At 69.3% G+C, this 23,151-nt stretch carries 17 protein-coding genes; 8 read left to right on the top strand and 9 right to left on the bottom strand.

All coding sequences use genetic code 11. The annotated features are described in order from the left end of the window. Window positions 1-128: 128 nt before the first annotated feature. Together murJ and OG370_RS21210 are read right to left on the bottom strand one after the other, a co-directional pair. The gene (gene murJ, locus OG370_RS21215; RefSeq protein WP_328466589.1) at window positions 129-2,636 is read right to left on the bottom strand and encodes a murein biosynthesis integral membrane protein MurJ; all 2,508 of its coding nucleotides are present in this window, start codon (window positions 2,634-2,636) and stop codon (window positions 129-131) included. Window positions 2,637-2,662: 26 nt separating this feature from the next. Continuing rightward, window positions 2,663-5,017: a DUF6049 family protein gene (locus OG370_RS21210; protein WP_328466587.1), complete on the bottom strand. Its 2,355-nt coding sequence runs from the start codon at window positions 5,015-5,017 to the stop codon at window positions 2,663-2,665. Between the two features lie 203 nt (window positions 5,018-5,220). On the opposite strand from OG370_RS21210, the gene OG370_RS21205 reads away from it, so the two are divergent. Continuing rightward, window positions 5,221-6,666, top strand: coding sequence for a CCA tRNA nucleotidyltransferase (locus OG370_RS21205; protein WP_443060721.1), 1,446 nt, complete (start codon window positions 5,221-5,223; stop codon window positions 6,664-6,666). A gap of 135 nt (window positions 6,667-6,801) precedes the next feature. Here OG370_RS21205 and OG370_RS21200 read toward each other — a convergent pair whose 3' ends face one another. The 3 genes from OG370_RS21200 to OG370_RS21190 form a co-directional block, all read right to left on the bottom strand. Next, entirely contained in the window at window positions 6,802-8,115 is a 1,314-nt protein-coding gene (locus tag OG370_RS21200) for an MFS transporter (RefSeq protein ID WP_328466583.1), read from the bottom strand. Window positions 8,116-8,272: 157 nt separating this feature from the next. Continuing rightward, a complete protein-coding gene (locus OG370_RS21195) occupies window positions 8,273-9,355 on the bottom strand; it encodes an inositol-3-phosphate synthase (RefSeq protein WP_328466581.1) in 1,083 nt (360 codons plus the stop codon). Window positions 9,356-9,427: 72 nt separating this feature from the next. After that, entirely contained in the window at window positions 9,428-10,018 is a 591-nt protein-coding gene (locus OG370_RS21190) for a PadR family transcriptional regulator (protein ID WP_328466579.1), read from the bottom strand. A gap of 360 nt (window positions 10,019-10,378) precedes the next feature. On the opposite strand from OG370_RS21190, the gene OG370_RS21185 reads away from it, so the two are divergent. Both OG370_RS21185 and OG370_RS21180 read left to right on the top strand, forming a co-directional pair. Beyond that, a complete protein-coding gene (locus OG370_RS21185) occupies window positions 10,379-13,129 on the top strand; it encodes a transglycosylase domain-containing protein (protein ID WP_328466577.1) in 2,751 nt (916 codons plus the stop codon). A 125-nt stretch (window positions 13,130-13,254) separates the two neighbouring features. After that, window positions 13,255-14,769 (top strand): glycosyltransferase family 87 protein, encoded by a 1,515-nt coding sequence (locus tag OG370_RS21180; protein ID WP_328466575.1) that lies wholly within the window; start codon window positions 13,255-13,257, stop codon window positions 14,767-14,769. Window positions 14,770-14,802: 33 nt separating this feature from the next. Here OG370_RS21180 and OG370_RS21175 read toward each other — a convergent pair whose 3' ends face one another. From OG370_RS21175 to OG370_RS21165, 3 genes are all read right to left on the bottom strand, one after another. Next, on the bottom strand, window positions 14,803-15,843 hold the full coding sequence (locus OG370_RS21175; protein ID WP_328466573.1) for an alanine racemase: 1,041 nt from the start codon (window positions 15,841-15,843) through the stop codon (window positions 14,803-14,805). 63 nt (window positions 15,844-15,906) lie between these two features. Continuing rightward, a complete protein-coding gene (locus OG370_RS21170) occupies window positions 15,907-17,028 on the bottom strand; it encodes a lipid II:glycine glycyltransferase FemX (RefSeq protein ID WP_328466571.1) in 1,122 nt (373 codons plus the stop codon). A 188-nt stretch (window positions 17,029-17,216) separates the two neighbouring features. After that, window positions 17,217-17,531: a hypothetical protein gene (locus tag OG370_RS21165; protein WP_328466569.1), complete on the bottom strand. Its 315-nt coding sequence runs from the start codon at window positions 17,529-17,531 to the stop codon at window positions 17,217-17,219. A 256-nt stretch (window positions 17,532-17,787) separates the two neighbouring features. On the opposite strand from OG370_RS21165, the gene rpsF reads away from it, so the two are divergent. From rpsF to rplI, 4 genes are all read left to right on the top strand, one after another. Then, window positions 17,788-18,078, top strand: a complete 291-nt coding sequence (gene rpsF / locus OG370_RS21160) for a 30S ribosomal protein S6 (protein WP_328466567.1) — start codon at window positions 17,788-17,790, stop codon at window positions 18,076-18,078. Between the two features lie 90 nt (window positions 18,079-18,168). Next, a complete protein-coding gene (locus OG370_RS21155; RefSeq protein ID WP_328466566.1) occupies window positions 18,169-18,771 on the top strand; it encodes a single-stranded DNA-binding protein in 603 nt (200 codons plus the stop codon). A 43-nt stretch (window positions 18,772-18,814) separates the two neighbouring features. Beyond that, a complete protein-coding gene (gene rpsR, locus OG370_RS21150; protein WP_031512678.1) occupies window positions 18,815-19,051 on the top strand; it encodes a 30S ribosomal protein S18 in 237 nt (78 codons plus the stop codon). A gap of 16 nt (window positions 19,052-19,067) precedes the next feature. Continuing rightward, window positions 19,068-19,517: a 50S ribosomal protein L9 gene (rplI, locus tag OG370_RS21145; RefSeq protein ID WP_328466563.1), complete on the top strand. Its 450-nt coding sequence runs from the start codon at window positions 19,068-19,070 to the stop codon at window positions 19,515-19,517. Window positions 19,518-19,649: 132 nt separating this feature from the next. Here the strand turns inward: rplI and OG370_RS21140 are convergent, their stop codons facing one another. Continuing rightward, window positions 19,650-21,038, bottom strand: coding sequence for an MATE family efflux transporter (locus OG370_RS21140; RefSeq protein ID WP_443060720.1), 1,389 nt, complete (start codon window positions 21,036-21,038; stop codon window positions 19,650-19,652). 455 nt (window positions 21,039-21,493) lie between these two features. Between OG370_RS21140 and dnaB the strand changes: the two genes are divergently transcribed. Next, the gene (gene dnaB, locus OG370_RS21135) at window positions 21,494-22,948 is read left to right on the top strand and encodes a replicative DNA helicase (RefSeq protein ID WP_328466561.1); all 1,455 of its coding nucleotides are present in this window, start codon (window positions 21,494-21,496) and stop codon (window positions 22,946-22,948) included. Window positions 22,949-23,151 lie beyond the last annotated feature (203 nt).

Here is a 23,151-nt window from a genome sequence, read left to right as displayed (position 1 = left end):
GCCTCCCCATCCATTGCACGTTCTCACGTCACGCCGATGACAATTGTGCCCGCACTCCGGCTCTATGCACGACACACAGCCCACCATGATGGTTGTGCGGTACGGAGCGGGAAAGCCGGGGCACGTGTTCAGCGGCCGAGACGACCCCGCACCATCCCGATCATCGCGGTCATCTCCTCGATTCTCATCCGCTTGGCCGCGATCACGAACACGCCCAGCAGCAGCCCGCCGCCGACCACCAGAGCGGCCATCGAGCCGGCCGCGCCGCTGCCCAGCGCCTTGAGGATGACGACCACGGCGATCCCGGCCACGGCCGCCGCGGGCACGCAGGCGCCGGTGAGCCGGGCGTAGGTGCGCATGACCCGCTTGCCGTCCAGGTCGCCCTGCAACCGTCCGCGCAGCCGCTTGGCGGCCACCCCGACACCGACCGCGTACGCGAGGCCGTAGGAGAAGGCCATGCCGACGACGGCCCACCGGGTGGGCAGGATGAGGAAGGAGATGACGGAGGCGATCGCGTTGACCGCGGCCACCACCACCGTGTTGTAGAAGGGGGTGCGGGTGTCCTCGAAGGCGTAGAAGCCGCGCAGGATCACGTACTGGGCGGAGAACGGGATCAGCCCGACTCCGAAGGCCATCACGATGAAGCCGATGTTCCGGGCGGACTCCGCGCCGGTGCTGGCGTACAGCAGGCCGCACATCGGCACGCCCAGCGCCAGGAAGGCGAACCCGGCGGGCACGATCGCCACCGCCGATGTCCGCAGGCCGTAGGAGATGTCGTCGCGGACCGAGGCGATGTCGCCGTCGGCGGCCGCCCGGGAGATCCGCGGCAGTACCGCCGCCATCACCGAGACGGTGATGATGGCCTGTGGCATCTGCCAGATCAGCAGCGCGTTGTTGTAGGCGGTGATGCCTGTGCCCTGGTAGCCGCTCTTGTCCGCGTCGGCGCCCGCCCAGGTGGCGAGTTGGGTGACGACGATCAGCCCGGCCTGGTTGGCCAGCACGAAGAAGAACGTCCACTTCGCCAGCTTGGCGGTGTGGCCCAGGCCGTGGCCGCGCCAGTCGAAGCGCGGCCGGAACTTGAAGCCCGCGTCCCGTAGGTACGGCAGCATCGACAGCGACTGGACCACCAGGCCCAGCAAGGTGCCCATGCCCAGCAGCCGTGCGCCTTGCGGGGTGATCGTGCTGGAGTCCATCCGGGTGCTGCTGAAGGGGCCGTAGACCCAGATGGACATCAGGAAGGTGAAGATCACCACGATGTTGTTGAGCACCGGCGTCCACATCATGGCGCCGAACCGGCCGCGGGCGTTGAGCACCTGCCCCATCACGACGTGCACGCCCATGAAGAAGATCGTCGGCAGGCAGTAGCGGGCGAAGGAGATCGCCACGTCGTACGAGTCGGGGTTCTGCGCGATCTTCGGGGACATCATCTTGACCAGCAGCGGCGCTCCGGCCACGGTGATCGCCACGATGCCGCCCAGCACCACCATGACCACGGTCAGCAGCCGGTTGGCGTAGGCCGCGCCACCGTCCTCGTCGTTCTTCATCGCGCGTGCGAGCTGCGGCACGAAGACGGAGTTCAGGCCACCGCCGATGGTGAGGATGTAGATCATCGTCGGCAGCACGTTGGCGACGGCGTAGGAGTCGCCGAGGGTGGCCACACCGATCGCGGCGGCGATGACCAGGGTGCGCACGAAGCCGGTCACCCGGGAGACGAGGGTGCCGGCGGCCATGAGCGCGCTGGACTTGAGGATGTTGCCGGCCTTGCCGCCGCTGGCGGGCGCGACGACCGGGATCTGCCCGGTGGCGTCCCGCGGCGGTAGTCCGGTGCCCTCCACCGGGGCGCCGGCCGGCACCCCGGCCGGGGCCGGCTGCCCGGGCTGCGGCTGGTACGCCGGGGCGTATCGGGGGTCGGCGTAGCGCGGGTCCACGTAGCCGGCGCCGGTGCCCTGGCCGTACTGCGGGGGATCGACCTGCTGCGGGTCGACGTAGCCCTGCTCGACGTACTGGTGGTCGCCCTGGTAGGTGGTCGGCTGCCCGTACGGCTGTTCCTCGTACGCGGGCTCGGAGTAACCGGTGCCTTCGTTGTCGGGGACCTGCGGGTAGCCGTACGGCTGCGCGTAGCCGGGCTGGGGCTGCTGGTAGTAGCCCTGGCGCGGGTCCTGCGGCTGCTGGTACGCCTGCTGGTAGCCCTGCCCCTGCCCCTGCTGCTGTGGGTCCTGCTGCGGTGGGGCGTACCCGCCCTGCTGCTGGTCGCGGAAGAGGTGCTCGTAGGAGTCGAAGACCGGAATCGCGCCGGTCTGGCCGAGGTCGTCGACATAGAGCGAGGCCGGGTTGTCGCCGTACGTCATCTGCTGGTAGGTCGCGGGAGACGGCTGCTGCCAGTAGTAGCCGGCCTGCTGCTGAGGTTGCTGAGCCTGCGGAGGGTGCGGCTGCTGCGGGGGGTGCGCCGACTGGTCGTAGAACTGGTCGCCGGACGGGCCGGGCCCCGCGGGGCCCGGCTGGGGGTACTGCTGCGGGTACGGCTGCTGGTAGGCGTAACCGTCCTGCGCATAGGGATCGGGTGGCGCGGCGTGCTGCTCGGGCGTGTGAGGCATCTGGCCCGCAGCGTCGCGATCACCGTCGTACGGCGCGTTCATCAGTGCCCCACCTTATTGTCCGCTGGCTATCCGTCCACTTTCTCACCTGCCGGGGACGGCTCGGTGCTGTCCTGGCCGGTGTCAGCTGCAGGGTCACCCGGCTGCTCGGGGCCGGTGCCGTCGGTGTCGCCGCCGCCGCCGTTCGCTCCGCCGTTCGTGCCACCGTTCGTGCCGCCTTCCGCGGCTGCGTGGCGTTTGCGCTGACGATAGATCCGTACCCCGGCGAGCACCAGAAGCAGCAGACCGGCCGCGATGATCAGCATCACCAGGTCGGTGACGTTGGTGAGCTGGACCTTGAAGTCCACGGTGCCGCCGTACAGCGCGCCGTTCTGGGTGTAGAGGTGTGCGGTGATCTGTGCCGGACCGTTGGCGCTCGCCGTGGTCTGGAATTTCAGGGTACGGGTATGGCCGCCGTCGATGGTGATCGGCTGCTGCGGGTCCTTGATCTTGAGCCGGATGTTGGAGTTGGAGCTGAGCCGCAGCACCAGGCCGTTGATCTGCTGGCCCAGCTCGTTCTTCACGGTGACCGGGATGGTGCCGCTGCGGCCGGAGAGTGTGAGATTGGACTTCTGCAGGATGTGGACCGAGTCGATCAGGTCGGTGAGGTAGGTGCCGATCGAGTCGCGGTACGCCTTCTCGCCGCTGTTGTCGCCGCGCCACCCGGTGGAGGTCGCCCGCAGCATCGCGTTGCGGAACGGCACGGTCACGCGGTCCTTGATGGTGAGGATCACCACGAAGTCGTTGAGGTTGAGCTGCACCTCGTGGAGTTGCCGGAAGGCGTCGACGGGCAGTTCCTGCTTGCGCAGCGACTTCGGGTAGGCGCTGGACGAGGGAACCTTGTGGTTGGCCTTCGGGTCGGCCTTCGCCTTGACGGCGGTGCCGTAGTCGGCCGACTCCGCCCACTGGCTGCTGTCCGCCGCGGCGATCGCCACCGCCATCGCCTTCGCCTGCGCGATGCTCGGCATGCGCTGCGGTGCCACCACGATGCTGCGCTGCGTGTCCGGCGCCTCGAGGGTGATCAGCAGGGTCTGCGCGAGGTAGTTCTGGATCGCGAGGCTGGCGTTCTGCGGCTTGCTCATGTCGCCGTCGAAGTCGGTGGACAGGACCGCGTCGGTGTTCACCGCGGTGGTGCCCCCGCCGATGGAGCGGGCCGAGGTCGGGGTGTGGTCGAGTGTCGCGTGCTCCCGGAGGGAGTCGTTGCGCGTGATGATCTGGTCGGCGCCGGAGGCCCGCGCCACGGACACCACCGACGGGTCGATCGCGCCGTCCACCGGCCAGGCCACGTTGGTGAGGGACTGGACGCCGAGGATGAGGTCGACCGTGGTCTTGCCCAGGGCGGTGCCGGTCTTCACCAGGTTGAGGTCGCTGGTCTGTCCCTTGGCGTGGTGGGCGAGCGAGGCGATGTCCGGATCGCCGAACGGCAGCGCCACCACCTGGTGACCGGCCACGGCCGTCTTGAGTGAGTTCAGCCACTGCTTGGCCACCGTCGAGCCGGTGCCGTCGGTGGGGTGAGTGACATCACCACCTGGTCCGGCCACCCGGTAGGGCTTCGTCATCGCCTCGACGGTGGCCAGCAGATCGGGGTCGACGACCCACGTGACCGGCAGGGTGCTGCCGAGCCTGACCATCTCGTCGAGCCGGCCGCCGGGCTTGAGCTCCTTGACCAGGTCGTCGTCGGTGAAGATCGGGCTCTGCTGGGAGTCGCTGTCGCCGCGCGGGTCGACGTGCGGCCGGTCCGTGAGCGGCCACAGATTGGTGAGCCGGGTCGACTTCGCGCCGCTGCTGTTGCCGTACCAGGGCAGGAAGACCCGCTTGATGCCGAGGACGTGGTCGGCCGGCACCTCGGCGTTCTGCCCGTCCAGCGCGATACCGACCACGTACACGCCGCCGGAAGGACCGAGGTAGAGGGCGCTCACCGGGATCTTCATGGTGAATTTCGCGCTCTGACCGGGCGCGAGGTCCGGCATGGTGACCTGGTGGCCGTTGATGTCCTTGCCGTCCAGGGTGACGTCGAATCCGGTCCTGGACTCCTCGCTCAGCAGCGCGCTGCGCGTGTGTACCGCTCCGCCGGGCGGCACGTGGGCGGCCATCCGCGCATCGGCGATCTTCGACTTGCCGTTGTTCACCACGGTGCCGGTCACCGTGATCGAGTCGCTCGAGGACGGGATGCGGGGGCTCAGGTCGGTGACGGTCACCGCGGCCGCACGCGAGCCGGTGGCGGCCGTTGCCGCCAGTTCCGGGGCGGCGTGCGAGGTGGTGGCTCCCACGGCCTGCAGCAGGCCGGTGAGGAGCGCGGCTCCGGCAAGGAGTGCTGTGCCCCGCAGCAGCCGTCGGCGCGGTGCCGTCGGAGCCCTACCGGCTGCCTGTGCCGCCTCGCCCACGCGCTCGCCCGTCCCTCGTTCGTCGTCTGCCGGTGGGTGCCACCGGTCGGTCGTCCGTCTGCCTTGTGCGTCCTGCGGAAGTGCGTGGTGGCATGTTAACGATCGTCGAGGTGTCCAAGTGCTGTGCGTCCGCCACAGGTACGCCACAGCTCATGGGAAACCGGCGCGCCAGGGCCCGCCCGCGCCCCGTACCCTTTGACGTTGTGCCGAACGTCAGCAATGCCGCCCAGCCCCCGCAGGCCCACCACCGGATCGAGCCGGTGGCCGAAGACCTCGGCCGGTTGTTCAGCGCCGCCGGTTTCAAGCTCGCCTTGGTCGGCGGCTCGGTCAGGGACACCCTGCTCGGCAGGCTCGGCAACGACCTGGACTTCACCACGGATGCCCGTCCCGAGCAGGTACTGAAGATCCTGCGGCCGTGGGCGGACGCGCTGTGGGAGGTCGGCATCGCCTTCGGCACGGTCGGTGCCCGCAAGGACGTGCCCGCCGGCGAGGGCGAGGAGGCCAGGAGCTTCCAGGTCGAGGTGACCACCTACCGGTCCGAGGTGTACGACCGGACCTCGCGCAAGCCGGAGGTCTCCTACGGCGACACCATCGAGGAGGACCTGGTGCGCCGGGACTTCACGGTGAACGCGATGGCCGTGGCGCTGCCCGAGACGGAGTTCGTGGACCCCTACGGCGGCCTGGACGACCTGGCGGCCCGGCTGCTGCGTACGCCGGGTACCCCGGAGTCGTCGTTTTCCGACGACCCGCTGCGGATGATGCGAGCGGCCCGGTTCGCCGCCCAGCTCGACTTCGAGGTGGCGCCCGAGGTGGTCGCCGCGATGACGGCGATGGCGGACCGGATCACGATCGTGTCCGCCGAGCGGGTCAGGGACGAGCTGAACAAGCTGCTGCTCTCCGACCACCCCCGCAAGGGCCTGCGGCTGCTGGTGGACACCGGGCTCGCCGATCAGGTGCTCCCCGAACTGTCGGCGCTGCGGCTGGAGCGGGACGAGCACTTCCGGCACAAGGACGTGTACGAGCACACCCTGACCGTGCTGGAGCAGGCGATCGACCTGGAGACCGACGGACCCGATCTGGTGCTGCGGTTGGCCGCACTGCTGCACGACATCGGCAAGCCGCGGACCCGGCGCTTCGAGCCGGACGGCCGGGTCTCCTTCCACCACCACGAAGTGGTGGGCGCCAAGATGACCAAGTCCCGGATGATGAAGCTGAAGTACCCCAACGAGATGGTGAAGGACGTCTCCCGGCTGGTCGAGCTGCACCTGCGCTTCCACGGCTACGGCAGCGGCGAGTGGACCGACTCGGCCGTACGCCGCTATGTGCGCGACGCCGGCCCGCTGCTGGAGCGGCTGCACCGGCTGACCCGCTCCGACTGCACGACCCGCAACAAGCGCAAGGCCGCGGCGCTGTCCCGTACCTATGACGGATTGGAGGCGCGGATCGCCGAACTGCAGGAGCGCGAGGAGCTGGACGCGATCCGTCCGGATCTGGACGGCAACCAGATCATGGGGATTCTCGGGGTCCCGCCGAGCCCGGTGGTCGGCAAGGCGTACCAGCACCTGCTGGAGCTGCGGCTGGAGAACGGCCCGCTCGGCGAGGACGCGGCCGTGGCCGCGCTGAAGGAATGGTGGGCGGCGCAGAGCTGATGCCGGTGGGGAGCGGGCTGAGGTCGAGCGAGTCCCCTGCCGAGGGCCTGACGTCGAGCGGCTGATGCCGAACGGGTCGATGTTTCACGTGGAACATCGACCGTCTCCGGTCCGGCGCCCTCAGCCGTTCGGCCCTCAGCCGTTCTCCTCCGCTTCCTGTTCCACGTGGAACATCGCCGGCCGATGTTCCACGTGGAACATCGCGTAGCCGACCCCCGCGTAGATCAGCGCCAGGGCGATCACCAGCATCGAGGAGCGGCCGTCCGACGGCAGGATCAGGGCGGCGATCGCCGCGGCTCCGACAAAGGCGACGTTGAATGCCACGTCGTAGAGCGAGAACACCCGCCCGCGGTAAGTGTCGTCGACATGGGTCTGCACGACCGTGTCCGTGGCGATCTTGGCGCCCTGGGTGGTGACGCCGAGCGCGAAGGCGGCCACCATCATCGGAGTCTTCGCGAACGGCAGCGCCAACGGCGGCAGCAGGAGTGCGGACCCGGCCGAGCAGCCGGTGATCCACCCGGCGGTGCCGAACCGGGTGGTGGCCCAGGGAGTGATGACCGCGGCAACGAGGAAGCCGGCAGCGGACAGACCGAGGGCAAGGCCGAGCAGGGCGAGTCCGGCGTTGCTGTCGGACGGGTCCGACCAGGCGTAGCGGCACAGCATCAGCAGGGTGACGGTCAGGGCGCCGTAGCAGAAGCGCATCGCCGTCATCGCCGAAAGCGCCTGGCGAGCGGCCGGCCGCTGCCTCAGATGCTTCAGCCCCTCGGCGAGGCCGCGCGCGGTGCCGGCGAGTTCGGCGCGTACCCGGGTGCGGCCGCCCCGGATGTCCGGCCCGAGCAGGTCGCGGCCGAGGGTGAGCGCCGACAGGCCCGCGCACAGGTAGAGCACGGCTGCCAGTAGCACGGTGGCCGCGTCGGCGCCGGTTCCCGCCGCGTGGAAGAGGTGCACGACGAACGCGGCGCCGCCGCCCACCGCGGCGGCGAGGGTGCCCGCGGTGGGCGAAAGGGAGTTCGCCGTCACCAGGCGCTCGCCGTCCACCACTCGCGGCAGCGCGGCCGACAGCCCGGCGAGCACGAACCGGTTGACGCCGGTCACCGACAGCGCGGACAGGTAGAAGAGCCAGTCGGGCACATGGAGCAGGATCAGCCCGGCGGTTCCGCACGAGAGCACGGCCCGCAGCCCGTTGCAGTACAGCAGCACCTGGCGGCGCCGCCAGCGGTCGAGCAGGACCCCGGTGAACGGGCCGAGCAGGGAGTAGGGCAGCAGCAGCACCGCCATCGCGGAGGCCACCGCCCCAGGCGACGCCTGCTTCTCCGGCGAGAACACCACGTAGGCGGCGAGCGCGACCTGGAAGACGCCGTCGGAGAGTTGCGACAGCAGCCGTACCGTCAGCAGCCGCCGGAAGTCCGGCAGGCGCAGCAGTACCCGGAGGTCACGCAGAACACCCATGTGCACACCTTCACACGACGGACAGGGCCCCGGGTACGCGCCCCGGGGCCCTGCTCAGTCGTTCGGGTCGGTCTACCGACCGTCACATCGTCGTTCTGTCGGCCACCACTTCAGTGGTGAAGCTGTCGTGCGGTGGTCGGCGGTCCGGACGGGAGGTTCAGCGCTCGACGTCGCCGCGGATGAACTTCTCGACGTTCTCGCGGGCCTGGTCGTCGAAGTACTGCACCGGCGGGGACTTCATGAAGTACGAGGACGCCGACAGGATCGGGCCGCCGATGCCACGGTCCTTGGCGATCTTCGCGGCGCGCAGCGCGTCGATGATGACACCGGCGGAGTTCGGGGAGTCCCAGACCTCGAGCTTGTACTCCAGGTTCAGCGGGACGTCGCCGAACGCGCGGCCCTCGAGGCGGACGTACGCCCACTTGCGGTCGTCGAGCCACTGGACGTAGTCGGACGGGCCGATGTGCACGTTCTTCGCGCCGAGGTCGCGGTCCGGGATCTGCGAGGTGACGGCCTGCGTCTTGGAGATCTTCTTGGACTCCAGGCGCTCGCGCTCCAACATGTTCTTGAAGTCCATGTTGCCGCCGACGTTGAGCTGCATGGTGCGCTCCAGCACCACACCGCGATCCTCGAAGAGCTTCGCCAGCACGCGGTGCGTGATGGTGGCGCCCACCTGGGACTTGATGTCGTCACCGACGATGGGCACACCGGCCTCGGTGAACTTGTCCGCCCACTCCTTGGTGCCGGCGATGAAGACCGGAAGCGCGTTGACGAAGGCGACCTTGGCGTCGATGGCGCACTGGGCGTAGAACTTCGCCGCGGCCTCGGAGCCGACCGGCAGGTAGCAGACCAGGACGTCGACCTTGCGGTCCTTGAGGATCTGGACGATGTCGACCGGGGTCTCGTCGGACTCCTCGATGGTCTCGCGGTAGTACTTGCCGAGGCCGTCGAGGGTGTGGCCGCGCTGGACCGTCACGCCGGTCTGCGGGACGTCGGCGATCTTGATGGTGTTGTTCTCGCTGGCCCCGATGGCGTCCGCGAGGTCGAGGCCGACCTTCTTCGCGTCGACATCGAAGGCGGCCACGAACTCGACGTCACGCACGTGGTACTCACCGAACTGCACGTGCATGAGACCAGGCACCCTGCTGTCCGGGTCTGCGTCCTTGTAGTACTCGACACCCTGCACCAGCGAGGTGGCGCAGTTTCCCACGCCAACGATGGCTACGCGGACCGAACCCATACCGGTTGCTCCTTGTGAAATAGTCACGCGGTTCCCCGATCCCGGGTCGGCCGCCGTTCTCTTGGTTGTTGTCTAGCCGTCCCGCTCGGAGGTCGGACGCTCGACGCGTCCGGCCCGCTCGGTCTCGATCAGCTCGTTGAGCCATCGGACCTCGCGCTCCACCGACTCCATGCCGTGCCGCTGCAACTCGAGCGTGTAGTCGTCGAGCCGCTCGCGGGTGCGGGCCAGTGACCCGCGCATCCTCTCCAGCCGTTCCTCCAGGCGGCTGCGCCGCCCTTCGAGAACGCGCATCCGGACGTCCTTCGACGTCTGGCCGAAGAAGGCGAACCGGGCGGCGAAGTGCTCGTCCTCCCAGGCGTCGGGGCCGGAGTTGGCGAGCAACTCCTCGAAGTGCTCCTTGCCCGCAGCCGTCAACCGGTAGACGATCTTCGCCCGGCGGCCGGCGAGGGGCGCGGCCAGCGGGTCGCTGTCCAGCGCCGACTCCTCGATCAGCCACCCCTGGGTGACCAGCGTCTTCAAGCACGGATACAACGTCCCGTAGCTGAAGGCGCGGAACACCCCGAGCGAGGTATTGAGCCGTTTGCGCAGCTCATAGCCGTGCATCGGCGACTCACGCAGCAGACCGAGAATCGCGAACTCGAGGATTCCGGAGCGCTTGCTCAATCCCTCGTCCCCTCGTCTCCCGATCGGATGTGCTGCGTGTTGTGCCAGCTCGATGTATCGAGCCGATACATCGTGACGATAGAACGAGCCGAGACATCATGCAAGGCGGGCCGCGGTGACCGGCATCACATCGGCAAACCTATGAGCAGCCAACTGACCGATATGTGACGAACGTTCGTGCCGAGCGGCATTTGACCGTGCGTACTCTGTTCGCCATGCGGAGCACTGGGAACCCTGTGGCGTCAAGGTGCGTCATGATCCTTGGTGCGGTGCGGCCCGATCCAGCCGCGCGCAGGGGGACCCGACCGGAATGTCACCGATGCCTTCAGGCGATCCCGCCTGTCGAGGAGTAGCTGTTCAATGAGCGAGCACCGTCGCAAGCCGCCGCAGTCGCCGTCCGGCGGCCGTGCTGCCGCCCGGCGCGGGGGACAGCAGCCGGCGCCCCCTTCCTCCGGTGGCAGACGCGCCGCCGGAGGCACCCCGCCCGCGGACACCCCGCCGGGCGGCACCCCGGCCGGCGGTGCGCACTCCGCGGGGGCGCCTTCGGGCGGCCGCGGCGCCGGCGACGAGCGGCAGCAGCCGTACGAGGGCCGCGCGGCCGCCCGCAGGGCCGCCCAGGGGCGCAGCAGGCGCCGTGCGGCCGCCACCGGCACCGCGGCGGGCGGCGGTCCGGCCGGGCGGGCGGGACGCCGCCCCGGCAAGAAACGGTTCATCGACTACCCCCGCTTCGGCAAGGTGGGCTGGCGCCACTGGATGCCGTCCTGGCGGCAGATCGCGGCCCTGTGCGTCGGCTTCCTCGGCACCCTGGTCGGCGTGATCGGGATCGCGTACGCGATGGTGAGCGTCCCCAACGAGAACCTCGCGGCCCAGGCGCAGAACAACGTCTACTACTGGGCCGACGGCAGCCAGATGATCGCGACCGGCGGCGAGGTCAACCGCCAGAACATCACGATCGACGAGATTCCCCAGGCGATGCAGAACGCGGTGATCGCCGGCGAGAACAAGACCTTCGAGACCGACCGCGGCGTCGACCCCAAGGGCATCGCCCGCGCGCTGTTCAACATGGCCAAGGGCGGCGAGACCCAGGGCGGCTCGACCATCACCCAGCAGTACGTGAAGAACACCCGGCTCGATCAGCAGCAGACGTTCAGCCGCAAGTTCAAGGAACTCTTCATCTCGATCAAGGTCGGCGCGACGATGAAGAAGGACAAGATCATGGAGGGGTACCTCAACACCTCCTACTTCGGCCGCGGCGCCTACGGCATCCAGGCGGCTGCCCGTACGTACTACGGCGTCGACGCCATCAAGCTGGACCCGAGCCAGTGCGCCTTCCTCGCGGCGCTGCTCAAGGGCCCGACGTACTACGATCCGGCGGGTAACCCCACGATCGACACGATCGCGACGGCGGCGAGCAACAAGAAGAACTCGATGATCCGCTGGAAGGACATCCTCGACCTCGAGGTCAAGGACAAGCTGCTGTCCGCCGGCCAGCGAGCGAAGTACACCACCTACCCGATGCCCGACCCGCCGAAGCAGAACGCGCAGATGGCCGGGCAGATCGGCTACATGGTCAACCTCGCCAAGAGCTACGTGATCAACAACAAGATCCTCACCGACGACCAGCTCAACCAAGGCGGCTACCAGATCCACACCACCTTCCAGAAGCCGAAGGTTCAGGCGCTGGAGGCCGCGGTCAAGAAGGTCCAGAAGAAGTCCATCAAACCCGGCGGCACCCATGTGGTGAACGGCGAGGACATGGACAAGTTCGTCCAGTTCGGCGGCGCCTCGGTGAACCCGTCGGACGGCGCGATCGTGGCCATCTACGGCGGCACCGACGCGACTAAGCACTTCACCAACAACGCCGACGAGACCGGCGCCCAGGTCGGGTCGACGTTCAAGCCGTACGTCCTGGCCGCCGCGATGACCTACGGCGTCCGGAACCCGAACGGGGGTGCCACCCAGAGTCTGAGCGAACGGACCCTGGTGTCGCCGGACAGTGAGTTCAGCGGTAAGGACAACCAGCTGATCAACGACTACACCGGCAAACCGTGGATCGGCTACGACAAGAACAACAAGCCGTTCCAGTGGCGCCAGCCGAACGACGACGGTGACAACTTCGGCAGGGTCACCCTGCGGGTGGCGCTGGACAAGTCGCTGAACTCGCCTTACGTCCAGCTCGGCCAGGACGTCGGCACCGACAAGGTGCACGACGCCGCGGTCTCGGCCGGGCTGGTCGCCGACGCCTCCAACGGCCTCGACGACTACAAGAACAGCGTCACCTACTCGATCGGCACCTCCTCACCGAGCGCGATCCGGATGGCCGACGGCTACGCCACCTTCGACAACCACGGCCGGCAGAACGACCCGTACTCGGTCAGCACCGTCGTCCACAACGGCAAGCAGATCTACAAGCACCAGCTCAAGACCAAGGTCGCCTTCTCCCCGACGGTCGCGGACACCATCACCGACATGCTCACCGACGTGGTGAAGAAGGGCACCGGTACCCCGGCCCAGCTGCCCGGCGGCCGTGCGGCGGCCGGCAAGACCGGTACCACCGACGACAACAAGTCGGCCTGGTTCGACGGGTACACCCCGCAGCTGGCCACCTCGATCGTGATGTTCCGCCGCGACGACCAGTCGCACGACGGCAAGCAGAACGCCTTCCTGCCGATGTACGGCACCGGTGGCGCCATGAAGGTGCACGGTGACTCCTTCCCCGCGCAGATCTGGAAGGACTACATGAGTGCGGCGATGAAGGGCCAGCCGAACAAGGACTTCGAGCAGCCGGCGGAGGAGATCGGCAAGGTCATCTACGGCAACGTGACGAGCCCGACGCCCCCGCCGCCGCCCACCACGCCGCCGACCACCCCGCCGACGACCCCGCCGACCACGCCGCCGACGACGCCGCCGACCACCCCGCCGACGACGCCCACCGCGCCCACCACCCCGCCGTGCTCCATCTTCGGCTGCCCCACGTCGCCCACCACGCCGCCCACCGGTACGGACAGCGGCAACACCAACGGTGGCAACACCAACGGTGGGACGGGCAACGGCGGCAGCAACGGCGGCAACGGGTGGCAGGGGACGACGAACAGCACACGAAAGCAATGACCCGGCCGTGACCCCGGCGCCGAGCCGCCGGTGGCACGACCTGTGAGACAGCCTGTGAGAGCCCCCGGAACCGTGACGGTCCCGGGGGCTCTCGCGCACACAGTCCGGTACGGCAGGATGGCGCCATGACGAGCGTGCGCTACCGAGCAGACGACGACCGGCGAGAGTCCCCCGTGCGCCCCACGGACGAGGACCCGGTGGCCGCGGCGGGCAGCGAGTTCATCGGCGGCCCGGCCGGCCGCTGGGCGCTGTCCGGGCACCGCTGGTGGAACCCGCTGCGGGTGATGGTGCTCGTCGTGATCGGCATGTTCGCGCTCGGCATGGTGCAGAAGACGTCCTGCTACTCGGGCGGCTGGTTCCAGCCGCCGCCCAGCGACCAGCAGTACGCCCACGCCTGCTACTCCGACATCCCGCACATGTACACCCAGCGCGGCTTCGGCGCCGACCTGGTGCCGTACTTCGACCGTATCCCCGACTCCCTCAGCGGCTCGGCCGACCTCCACTACCTCGAGTACCCGGTGCTGACCGGGCTGTTCATGGAGGTGGCGTCCTGGCTGACCCCGCCCGGCTCGGGGCAGCACAGCGCGCAGATGTTCTGGATCGCCAACTCGGGGATGCTGATGATCTGCGCGGTCGCGCTGGTGGTGTGCGTGGCGCGCACCAACCGGCGGCGACCCTGGGACGGCCTGCTCGTCGCCCTGTCCCCCGCGCTCGCGCTGACCGCCACCATCAACTGGGACCTGTTCGCGGTCGCGCTGGCGGCGGGCGGGCTGCTGCTGTGGTCGCGCGGCCGCCCGGGCCGGGCGGGCGTGCTGATCGGGCTGGCCGCCGCCGCCAAGCTCTACCCGGTACTGCTGCTCGGCGCGCTGTTCCTGCTCTGCCTGCGGGCGGGCCGGCTACGGCAGTTCGGCCGGACCCTGGGCGCCGCGGTCGCTGCCTGGCTGGTGGTGAACCTGCCGGTGATGGCCTTCGCGCCGCACGGATGGGCGCAGTTCTACACCTTCAGCAAGGACCGCGGCACGGACTACGGCTCCCTGTGGATGATCGTCAGGGACCGCTCCGGCAACGCGCTCGACGGCGTCAACGAGTACGGCATCGCCCTGATGCTGCTGCTGTGCGTGGGCATCGCCGCGCTCGCCCTGTACGCACCGCGCCGGCCTCGGCTGGGGCAGATGGCCTTCCTGATGGTGGCCGCGCTGCTGATCAGCAACAAGGTCTACTCGCCGCAGTACGTGCTGTGGCTGCTGCCGCTGGCGGTGCTCGCCCGGCCGCGCTGGCGTGATCTGGCGATCTGGCAGGGCGCGGAGATGCTGTACTTCCTCGGCATCTGGTACCGGCTGGCCTACCTCAACAGCGCCAAGCACCACGGCCTGACCGCCGACGCGTACCACCTGGCGATCGGTGTGCACCTGCTCGGCGTGCTGTACCTGTGCGCCCTGGTGGTGCGCGACATCCTGCTGCCCGAGCACGACGTGCTGCGGCAGGACGGGTCGGACGACCCGGCCGGCGGTGTCCTGGACGGTGCCGAGGACGCGTTCGTCCTCGGCACACCCGTGCATGAGCCCAAGCACGCGTCGGCGCCGCCGGTGCCGTACGCCGACGGCGGGCCCCACCCCGAGGGCGGGTCCTACACAGGCTGAGCGGGCTCCGCCCGACCGACACCGGCCGAGGTCCTACGCCGACTGGCGGTCCACGACGCGGTCGAACTGGGTGGTGGTGTGCCGCAGGTGCGCCACCAGCTCGTCGCCGACCGCGGGCGGCGCCACGTCGCTGGGCAGGTACAGGATCGACACCTGCATGTGCGGCGGCTCGGCGAACCAGCGCTGCTTGCCCGCCCACACGAACGGCGACAGGTTGCGGTTGACCGTGGCCAGGCCGGCCCGGGCCACACCCTTGGCCCGCGGCATCAGGCCGTGCACCGCCTTCGGCGCCTCCAGGCCCACACCGTGCGAGGTGCCGCCGGCCACCACCACCAGGTGGCCGTCTGCCGCGGCCTTCTCCTGCCGGTAGCCGTACCGCTCGCCCTTGGCGATCCGGGTCACGTCGAGGACCGCGCCGCGGTACTCGGTGGCGTCGTGGTCGCCGAGCCACATCAACGTGCCGATCCGGGCCCGGAACCGGGTCTGCGGGAACTGCTGCTGGAGGGTGGCCATTTCGGTCGCGCTGAGGTGGCTGACGAACATCGTGTGCAGCGGCAGCCGGGCCGCCCGCAGCCGCTCCATCCAGGCGAAGACCTCCTCCACCGCGTCGCTGCCGTCGGCGCGGTCCAGCGGCAGGTGGATGGCGAAACCCTCGAGGCGCACGTCGTCGATCGCGGTGTGCAGCTTGACCAGGTCGTCCTCGGAGACGCCGTGCCGCCGCATCGAGCTCATCACCTCGATCACCACCCGGGCGCCGACGAGCCCGCGCACCCCCTCCACCGAGGAGACCGAGCGGATCGCCCGGTCCGGCAGCGGCACCGGTTCCTCGCCGAGCCGGTACGGGGTGAGCACCAGCAGGTCGCCGCCGAAGTAGTCCTTGATCCGGGCGGCCTCGTAAGTGGTGCCGACCGCGAGCATGTCCGCGCGCAGCCGGGTCGCCTCGTCGGCGAGCCGTTCGTGGCCGAAGCCGTAGCCGTTCCCCTTGCAGACGGGCACGATGCCGGGGAACTGGTCGACCACGGACTGCTGGTGCGCACGCCAGCGCGCGGTGTCGACGTAGAGGGTGAGCGCCATCGCGTGGTCAGGACCTTTCTTCGGTGCTCCGCCCGGAGCCGGTCCGAGCGGAGAGTCGGCCGGTCAGCGGCGCGACATGTAGATGTCGAGTGCCTTGTGGAGCAGCTTGTTGAGCGGGAAGTCCCACTCGCCCAAGTATTCGGCAGCCTGGCCGCCGGTGCCCACCTTGAACTGGATCAGGCCGAACAGATGGTCCTTGTCGTCCAGGGAGTCGCTGATACCGCGCAGGTCGTACACGCTGGCGCCCATCGCGTACGCGTCGCGCAGCATTCGCCACTGCATCGCGTTGGACGGACGCACCTCACGCTTGTGGTTCGCGGAGGCTCCGTAGGAGTACCACACATGCCGGCCGACGGTCAGCATGGTCGCCGCGGCGACCGCCTCGCCCTCGTGCATGGCGAGGTACAGCCGCATCCGGTTGGGCTCCTCGCCGTTGAGCGTGGTCCACATCCGCTGGAAGTAGCTCAGGGGGCGCGGCCGGAAGTGGTCGCGGGTGGCGGTGATCTCGTAGAGGTTCTGCCACACCGGCAGGTCGTCGTAGCCGCCCTGGATCACCTGGACGCCGGCCTTGTCGGCCTTCTTGATGTTGCGGCGCCAGAGCTGGTTGAAGCCCTTGAGGATGTCGTCCAGCGAGCGGTTCTCCAGCGGCACCTGGTAGACGTACCGCGGCTGGACGTCACCGAAGCCCGCGCCGCCGTCCTCGCCCTGCTGCCAGCCCATCCGGCGCAGCCGGTCGGCGACCTCGAAGGCGCGCGGCTCGACGTAGGTGGCCTCGACATCGCGCAGCCGCTTGACGTCGGGGTCGGCGATGCCCGCCTTGACCGCCCCGGCGTCCCAGCGGCGGATGATCACCGGGGGACCCATCTTCACGGTGAACGCACCCTGCTGCTTGAGGTGCTTGAGCATCGGCTGCAGCCACTCGTCGAGGTTCGGCGCGTACCAGTTGATCACCGGGCCCTCGGGCAGGTACGCGAGGTACCGCTTGACCTTGGGGAGTTGGCGGTAGAGCACCAGGCCGACACCGACCAACTCCCCGGTGCCGTCGTCGAACCAGCCGAGGTTCTCCGAGCGCCATTCGTTCTTCACATCGGCCCATGCCGGGACCTGGCAGTGGCTCGCCGAAGACAGGCCCTGGATGTAGTCCAGGTGCTGCTTTCGGCTGATGGTCCTCAGGGACAGGCTCATACGGGGCGCTCCCCATGCTCCGACTGCGGGCTTTTGCTGGCCCGAAGCCTACTGCGGGAGGGGAGCGCCGCCGCTACTGCCCGTCAGCCGTTCCCTCGACGACCGACCGCCGTTTCGCCGAAGGAGTAAGGACGGTGGGCGGGCTGAGGACAGACGGGGCACGAACGGAGGACGGGAGGAGGATCGGCCTACGAGAAGCCGCCGTGTGCCACACCCAGGTAGAAGCCGAGCGCGGCCATCCCCAGGCCGATGATGAGTGCGAACCGCTCGGCGGTGGTGACCGAGATGTACTGGCCCCAGGCACCGGTGAGGATGCCGGCCAGGCCGGTCGCGGAGCTGACCACGTGCAGGCTGTGGAATCCGGCCGTGGTGACCGCGACGATGCCGAGGACGAGCGTGATCGCGAGGAGCGAGTTCTCCAGCGGATGGCGCTTGCCGTCGGTGTTGAAGGTGAGGTGATGGGTCCGGGCCGAGGACGTCTGGGCTGTGTGCTGCTGTGCCATGAGGCACCTCCGTGATGGAGAGGTGGCGCAAGGTAGCGCCGGCCACACCCGATGCATACAGATTGGGGGCATAACCGGGCGGATTTCAACCCGGGGGACCGACCCGGGTACGCTGGGCGGTCTGCACCGGCCTTTCGCCGGGCAACGGCGGCGCGAGAAGCACTGTCTGTGCCCCGCGTTACCGTTGCGACGCAAGCCAAACCCTCCTGCCACGGAAACGCCGTGGCCGCTGAGTCCAAAGGAGGTGGGTTCCCCTATGCGTCACTACGAGCTCATGCTCATTCTCGACCCCGATCTGGAGGAGCGCGCTGTCTCCCCGCTGATCGAGTCCTTCCTGTCCGTCGTCCGCGGTGGCGGCGGCAGTGTGGAGAAGGTCGACACCTGGGGCCGTCGTCGTCTCGCCTACGAGATCAACAAGAAGCCCGAGGGCATCTACTCGGTCGTCGACCTCAAGGCCACGCCCGAGGTCGTCAAGGAGCTGGACCGCCAGCTCAACCTGAACGAGTCGGTGCTGCGGACCAAGGTCCTGCGTCCGGAACTCCACTGATCCGGGTCTCCCGGACCACCGAGTACCGAACCACCGAGTAGCAGCCACCACCACTGCACCGCCCACCAAGCCAGTCGAGAGGTCATCCCAATGGCAGGCGAGACCGTCATCACGGTCGTCGGCAATCTCGTCGACGACCCCGAGCTGCGCTTCACCCCCTCCGGTGCGGCGGTCGCGAAGTTCCGCGTCGCGTCCACCCCCCGCACCTTCGACCGGCAGACCAACGAGTGGAAGGACGGCGAGAGCCTCTTCCTCACCTGCTCGGTCTGGCGGCAGGCGGCGGAGAACGTCGCCGAGTCGCTTCAGCGCGGTATGCGCGTCATCGTGCAGGGCCGACTGAAGCAGCGGTCGTACGAGGACCGTGAAGGCGTCAAGCGGACGGTCTACGAGCTGGACGTCGACGAAGTCGGCGCCAGCCTGCGCAGCGCCACCGCCAAGGTCACCAAGACCAGTGGCGGCGGCGGTCGCGGCGGCCAGCAGGGCGGCTACGGCGGCGGTGGTGGCGGTGGCCAGGCCGGCGGCGGAGGCAGCTGGGGCGGCCAGCAGGGCGGCGGCGGGGCTCCCGCCGACGACCCCTGGGCCACCAGCGCACCGGCCGGCGGTCAGCAAGGCGGCGGCGGAGGTGGCTGGGGCGGCGGCTCCGGTTCCTCCGGCGGTGCCGGCGGCGGCTACTCGGACGAGCCGCCCTTCTAGAGGGCGACTCTCACACACTTCTTGAGCTCACAGGAGAGAGACCATGGCGAAGCCGCCCCCGCGCAAGCCGAAGAAGAAGGTTTGCGCGTTCTGCAAGGACAAGACCGTGTACGTGGACTACAAGGACACGAACATGCTGCGGAAGTTCATTTCCGACCGCGGCAAGATCCGTGCCCGTCGCGTCACCGGCAACTGCACGCAGCACCAGCGTGACGTCGCCACCGCGGTGAAGAACAGCCGCGAGATGGCGCTGCTGCCGTACACCTCGACGGCTCGATAAGGAGAGGGTGACCAGCATGTCGAAGATCATCCTCACCAACGAGGTCAGCGGCCTCGGTGCCGCAGGCGACATCGTGGACGTCAAGCCGGGCTACGCCCGCAATTACCTGATCCCGCGGGGCTTCGCCATCGCGTGGACCAAGGGTGGCGAGAAGGACGTCGAGCAGATCCGCCGGGCCCGGCGCATCCGCGAGATCCACTCGCTCGAGGACGCGAACGTCGTCAAGGCCCAGCTGCAGGCCGTCAAGGTCAAGCTGAGCACGCGTGCCGGTGACACCGGTCGCCTCTTCGGGTCCATCACCCCGGCCGACATCGCCTCGGCGATCAAGGCCGCGGGCGGCCCGCAGGTCGACAAGCGCCGGGTCGAGGTGGGTGCGCCCATCAAGACGCTGGGCGCGCACAAGATCTCGGTGCGACTGCACCCCGAGGTCGAGGCTGTCCTCGACCTGGAGGTCGTGGCCGCGTAACGCGGCATTTGGTCGGCATGGTCGCCATGTTCCACGTGAAACATGGGGAACATGGCGATCGAGCGGAACAAGCGAAGGGCCGGCTCCCGGACGGGGGCCGGCCCTTTCGCGTGCCTCGGCCGCCGCGCACGCTCAGCGGCTCGCTCCTGTCACCACCCAGCGGCCGGACCGGGAGCGTAGCCACAGGGCCACGAACCGGGTGAGCATCATCAGCCCCATCGCCCACCACAGCGCGGTCAGACCTCCGCCCACCGCCGGTACGGCGAACGCGACCGGCGCGAAGACCGCCAGCGTGACCAGCATCGACCCGGCCAGATAGGGTCCGTCGCCCGCGCCCATCAGCACGCCGTCGAGGACGAAGACCACCCCGCACACCGGCTGCGCCACGGCCACCACCAGCAGCGCCGAAGCGAGCGCGTGCCGTACCGCCGGGTCGGAGCTGAACAGCGGTCCGACCAGCGGCCGGGCCAGCACCACCAGCAGTCCCAGCGCGGCGCCGCAGACCAGGCCCCACTGGATCATCCGGTTGCAGGCCGCCCGCGCGCCCGCGGCGTCGCCGGCGCCCAGGTATCGCCCGATGATGGCCTGCCCGGCGATCGCGATGGCGTCCAGCGCGAAGGCGAGCAGCGACCAGACCGTGAGGGTGATCTGGTGGGCGGCGATCTCGGTGTCGCCGAGCCGGGCGGCGACGGCGGTGGCGATCATCAGGACGGCCCGCAGGCTGATCGTCCGGATCAGCAGCGGAACCCCGGCGCGGGCGCAGGCGCGTATCCCGGCGGCGTCCGGGCGCAACATCGACCGCCACGTGCCGGGGGCCTGGGCGCGGGCGCCGCGGACCACCATGGCGAGGTAGACCGCCGCCATGCCGTTCTGGGCGATGACGGTGCCCCAGGCGGAACCCGCGATGCCCAGCCCCGCGCCGTAGACGAGCGCCGCGTTGAGGCCGGCGTTGACGGTGAAGCCGCCCACCGCGACGTAGAGCGGGGTACGGGTGTCCTGGAGGCCGCGCAGCACACCGGTGGCGGCGAGCACCATGAGCATCGCGGGGATGCCGAGCGAGCTGATCCGCAGGTAGGTGCTCGCGTAGGGGGCGGCGGTGTGCGAGGCGCCGAAGAAGCCGACCAGGCCCGGGGCGGTCGGGAGCACGGCGGCGATGACCAGGACGCCGATCAGGAGGGCCAGCCAGATGCCGTCCATGCCCTGCCGCAGAGCCGCGGGCAGGTCGCCGGCGCCGACCCGGCGGGCGACCGCGGCAGTGGTGGCGTAGGCGAGGAAGACGAAGATGCTGACCGCGGTGGTGAGCAAGGCGGCGGCCACGCCGAGCCCGGCGAGTTGGGCGGTGCCCAGATGGCCGACAACCGCGCTGTCCACCATGACGAAGAGCGGTTCGGCCACCAGGGCGCCGAAGGCCGGCAGTGCGAGGGCCACGATCTCCCGGTCGTGGCGGCGGCGCACCGAAGCGGGCGGCCGGGCGGGTTCGCGCGGCGCCGATGTGTCGACTGCCGGGGGTACGGGACTCACAGCGGCATATCCTAACCGTCCACAAGTAAGAGGTGAAGTGCAAGTCTGATCATTACGCGCGACTGCGCAGAGTGATCTCCTCCGCGTTGTTTGTCATGATCTTGGTCCGGGTGCAGAAGTTTTTCTCCTGCACAGGCTATGGACGAAGAAGTTGCAGGTCAGGATGGGTTCTGCTGAGTGGCGACCGGCTTGTCCACAGCACTGTCCCAAGGGCTGTACACAGGTTCGGGGCAGTTCTCCACAGGTATGCCGCCGTCATCCACACCCCCTGTGGATAACCGGCTTGGTGTGGGCCGCCGGTGGGCCTAGCGTGGACCGTCCCCGACTCCGCGAAGAGCGTGCGCCGGGAGGCTCGTTGGACGGCTGCGCCGCCGTGAAAACCGGGGCGCCGCCGTGAAAGAGTGGCACGCACGCGGGGTCCGGCCGGACCGGCCGGATGGGAGGAGGTGGCGGGAATGAGCCAACCCGAACCCGCGGACGACCATTGGGCGGACCACCCTCCCGACGAGCGCCCCGCGGTCGCCCCCTTCCGCAAGCGCGGCGCCGGCGGCCAGGACGAGGGCCGGTTCTCCGAGGGCGGAGGCGGCTTCGAGCGCGTACCCCCGCAGGACCTGGACGCCGAGCAGTCCGTGCTCGGCGGCATGCTGCTGTCGAAGGACGCGATCGCCGACGTCGTCGAGGTGCTCAAGGGCGCCGACTTCTACCGGCCCGCCCACGAGACGATCTACAGCGCGATCCTCGACCTCTACGCACGTGGCGAGCCCGCCGACCCCATCACCACCTCGGCCGAGCTCACCAAGCGCGGGGAGATCGCCCGCATCGGCGGCTCCCCCTACCTGCACACTCTCGTCAACGCGGTGCCCACGGCGGCGAACGCCGAGTTCTACGCCGAGATCGTGCACGAACGCGCCGTGCTGCGCCGCCTGGTGGAGGCCGGCACCCGCATCACGCAGATGGGATACGCCGCCGACGGCGATGTCGACGAGATCGTCAACAGTGCCCAGGCCGAGATCTACGCCGTCACCGAGCAGCGCACCTCCGAGGACTACCTGCCGCTCGGCGACATCATGGAGGGCGCGCTCGACGAGATCGAGGCGATCGGCTCCCGCAGCGGTCAGATGTCCGGTGTCCCCACCGGTTTCACCGACCTCGACTCCCTCACCAACGGCCTGCACCCCGGTCAGATGATCGTCATCGCGGCCCGGCCGGCGATGGGCAAGTCGACGCTCGCGCTGGACTTCGCCCGCACCTGCTCCATCGCGCACAAGATGCCCAGCGTGATCTTCTCCCTGGAGATGGGGCGCAACGAGATCGCGATGCGGCTGCTGTCCGCCGAGGCCCGGGTCGCCCTGCACCACATGCGCTCCGGCACCATGACCGACGACGACTGGACCAAGGTCGCCCGCCGGATGTCCGACGTCACCGAGGCGCCCCTCTACATCGACGACTCGCCGAACCTGTCGATGATGGAGATCCGCGCCAAGTGCCGTCGGCTCAAGCAGCGCAACGACCTGCGGCTGGTCGTCATCGACTACCTCCAGCTCATGCAGTCCGGCGGCTCCCGGCGCCCCGAGAGCCGCCAGCAGGAGGTCTCGGACATGTCCCGTAACCTCAAGCTCCTCGCCAAGGAGCTGGAGGTCCCCGTGATCGCCCTCTCCCAGCTCAACCGCGGACCCGAACAGCGCACCGACAAGAAGCCGATGGTCTCCGACCTGCGCGAGTCCGGCTCCATCGAGCAGGACGCCGACATGGTGATCCTGCTGCACCGCGAGGACGCCTACGAGAAGGAGTCCCCTCGCGCGGGCGAGGCCGACCTCATCGTCGCCAAGCACCGTAACGGCCCCACCGCCACCATCACGGTCGCATTCCAGGGCCACTACTCGCGCTTCGTGGACATGGCCCAGACCTGAGGTCCGGCGTTGTAGGCTCAAATTTCGCGGCAGCTCCGATGGCACATCGGCGGCACTTATGCCGCCTTCGTGAGACTTGCTGGTCGGGGCCATCACCTTTTCGGGCGACGGAGACTCTGGAGCATTCCGCCCGGCGATGCGGCGCTGACACCCTTGGCTACAAGGGCGTTTGCCCGTGAGCTGGGGGTATGGGGTGGACAGTG

Origin of the sequence: Streptomyces sp. NBC_00448 (assembly GCF_036014115.1) — a bacterium.
Lineage (GTDB): Bacteria > Actinomycetota > Actinomycetes > Streptomycetales > Streptomycetaceae > Actinacidiphila.
This window is presented reverse-complemented; position numbering and strand designations above follow the sequence as displayed.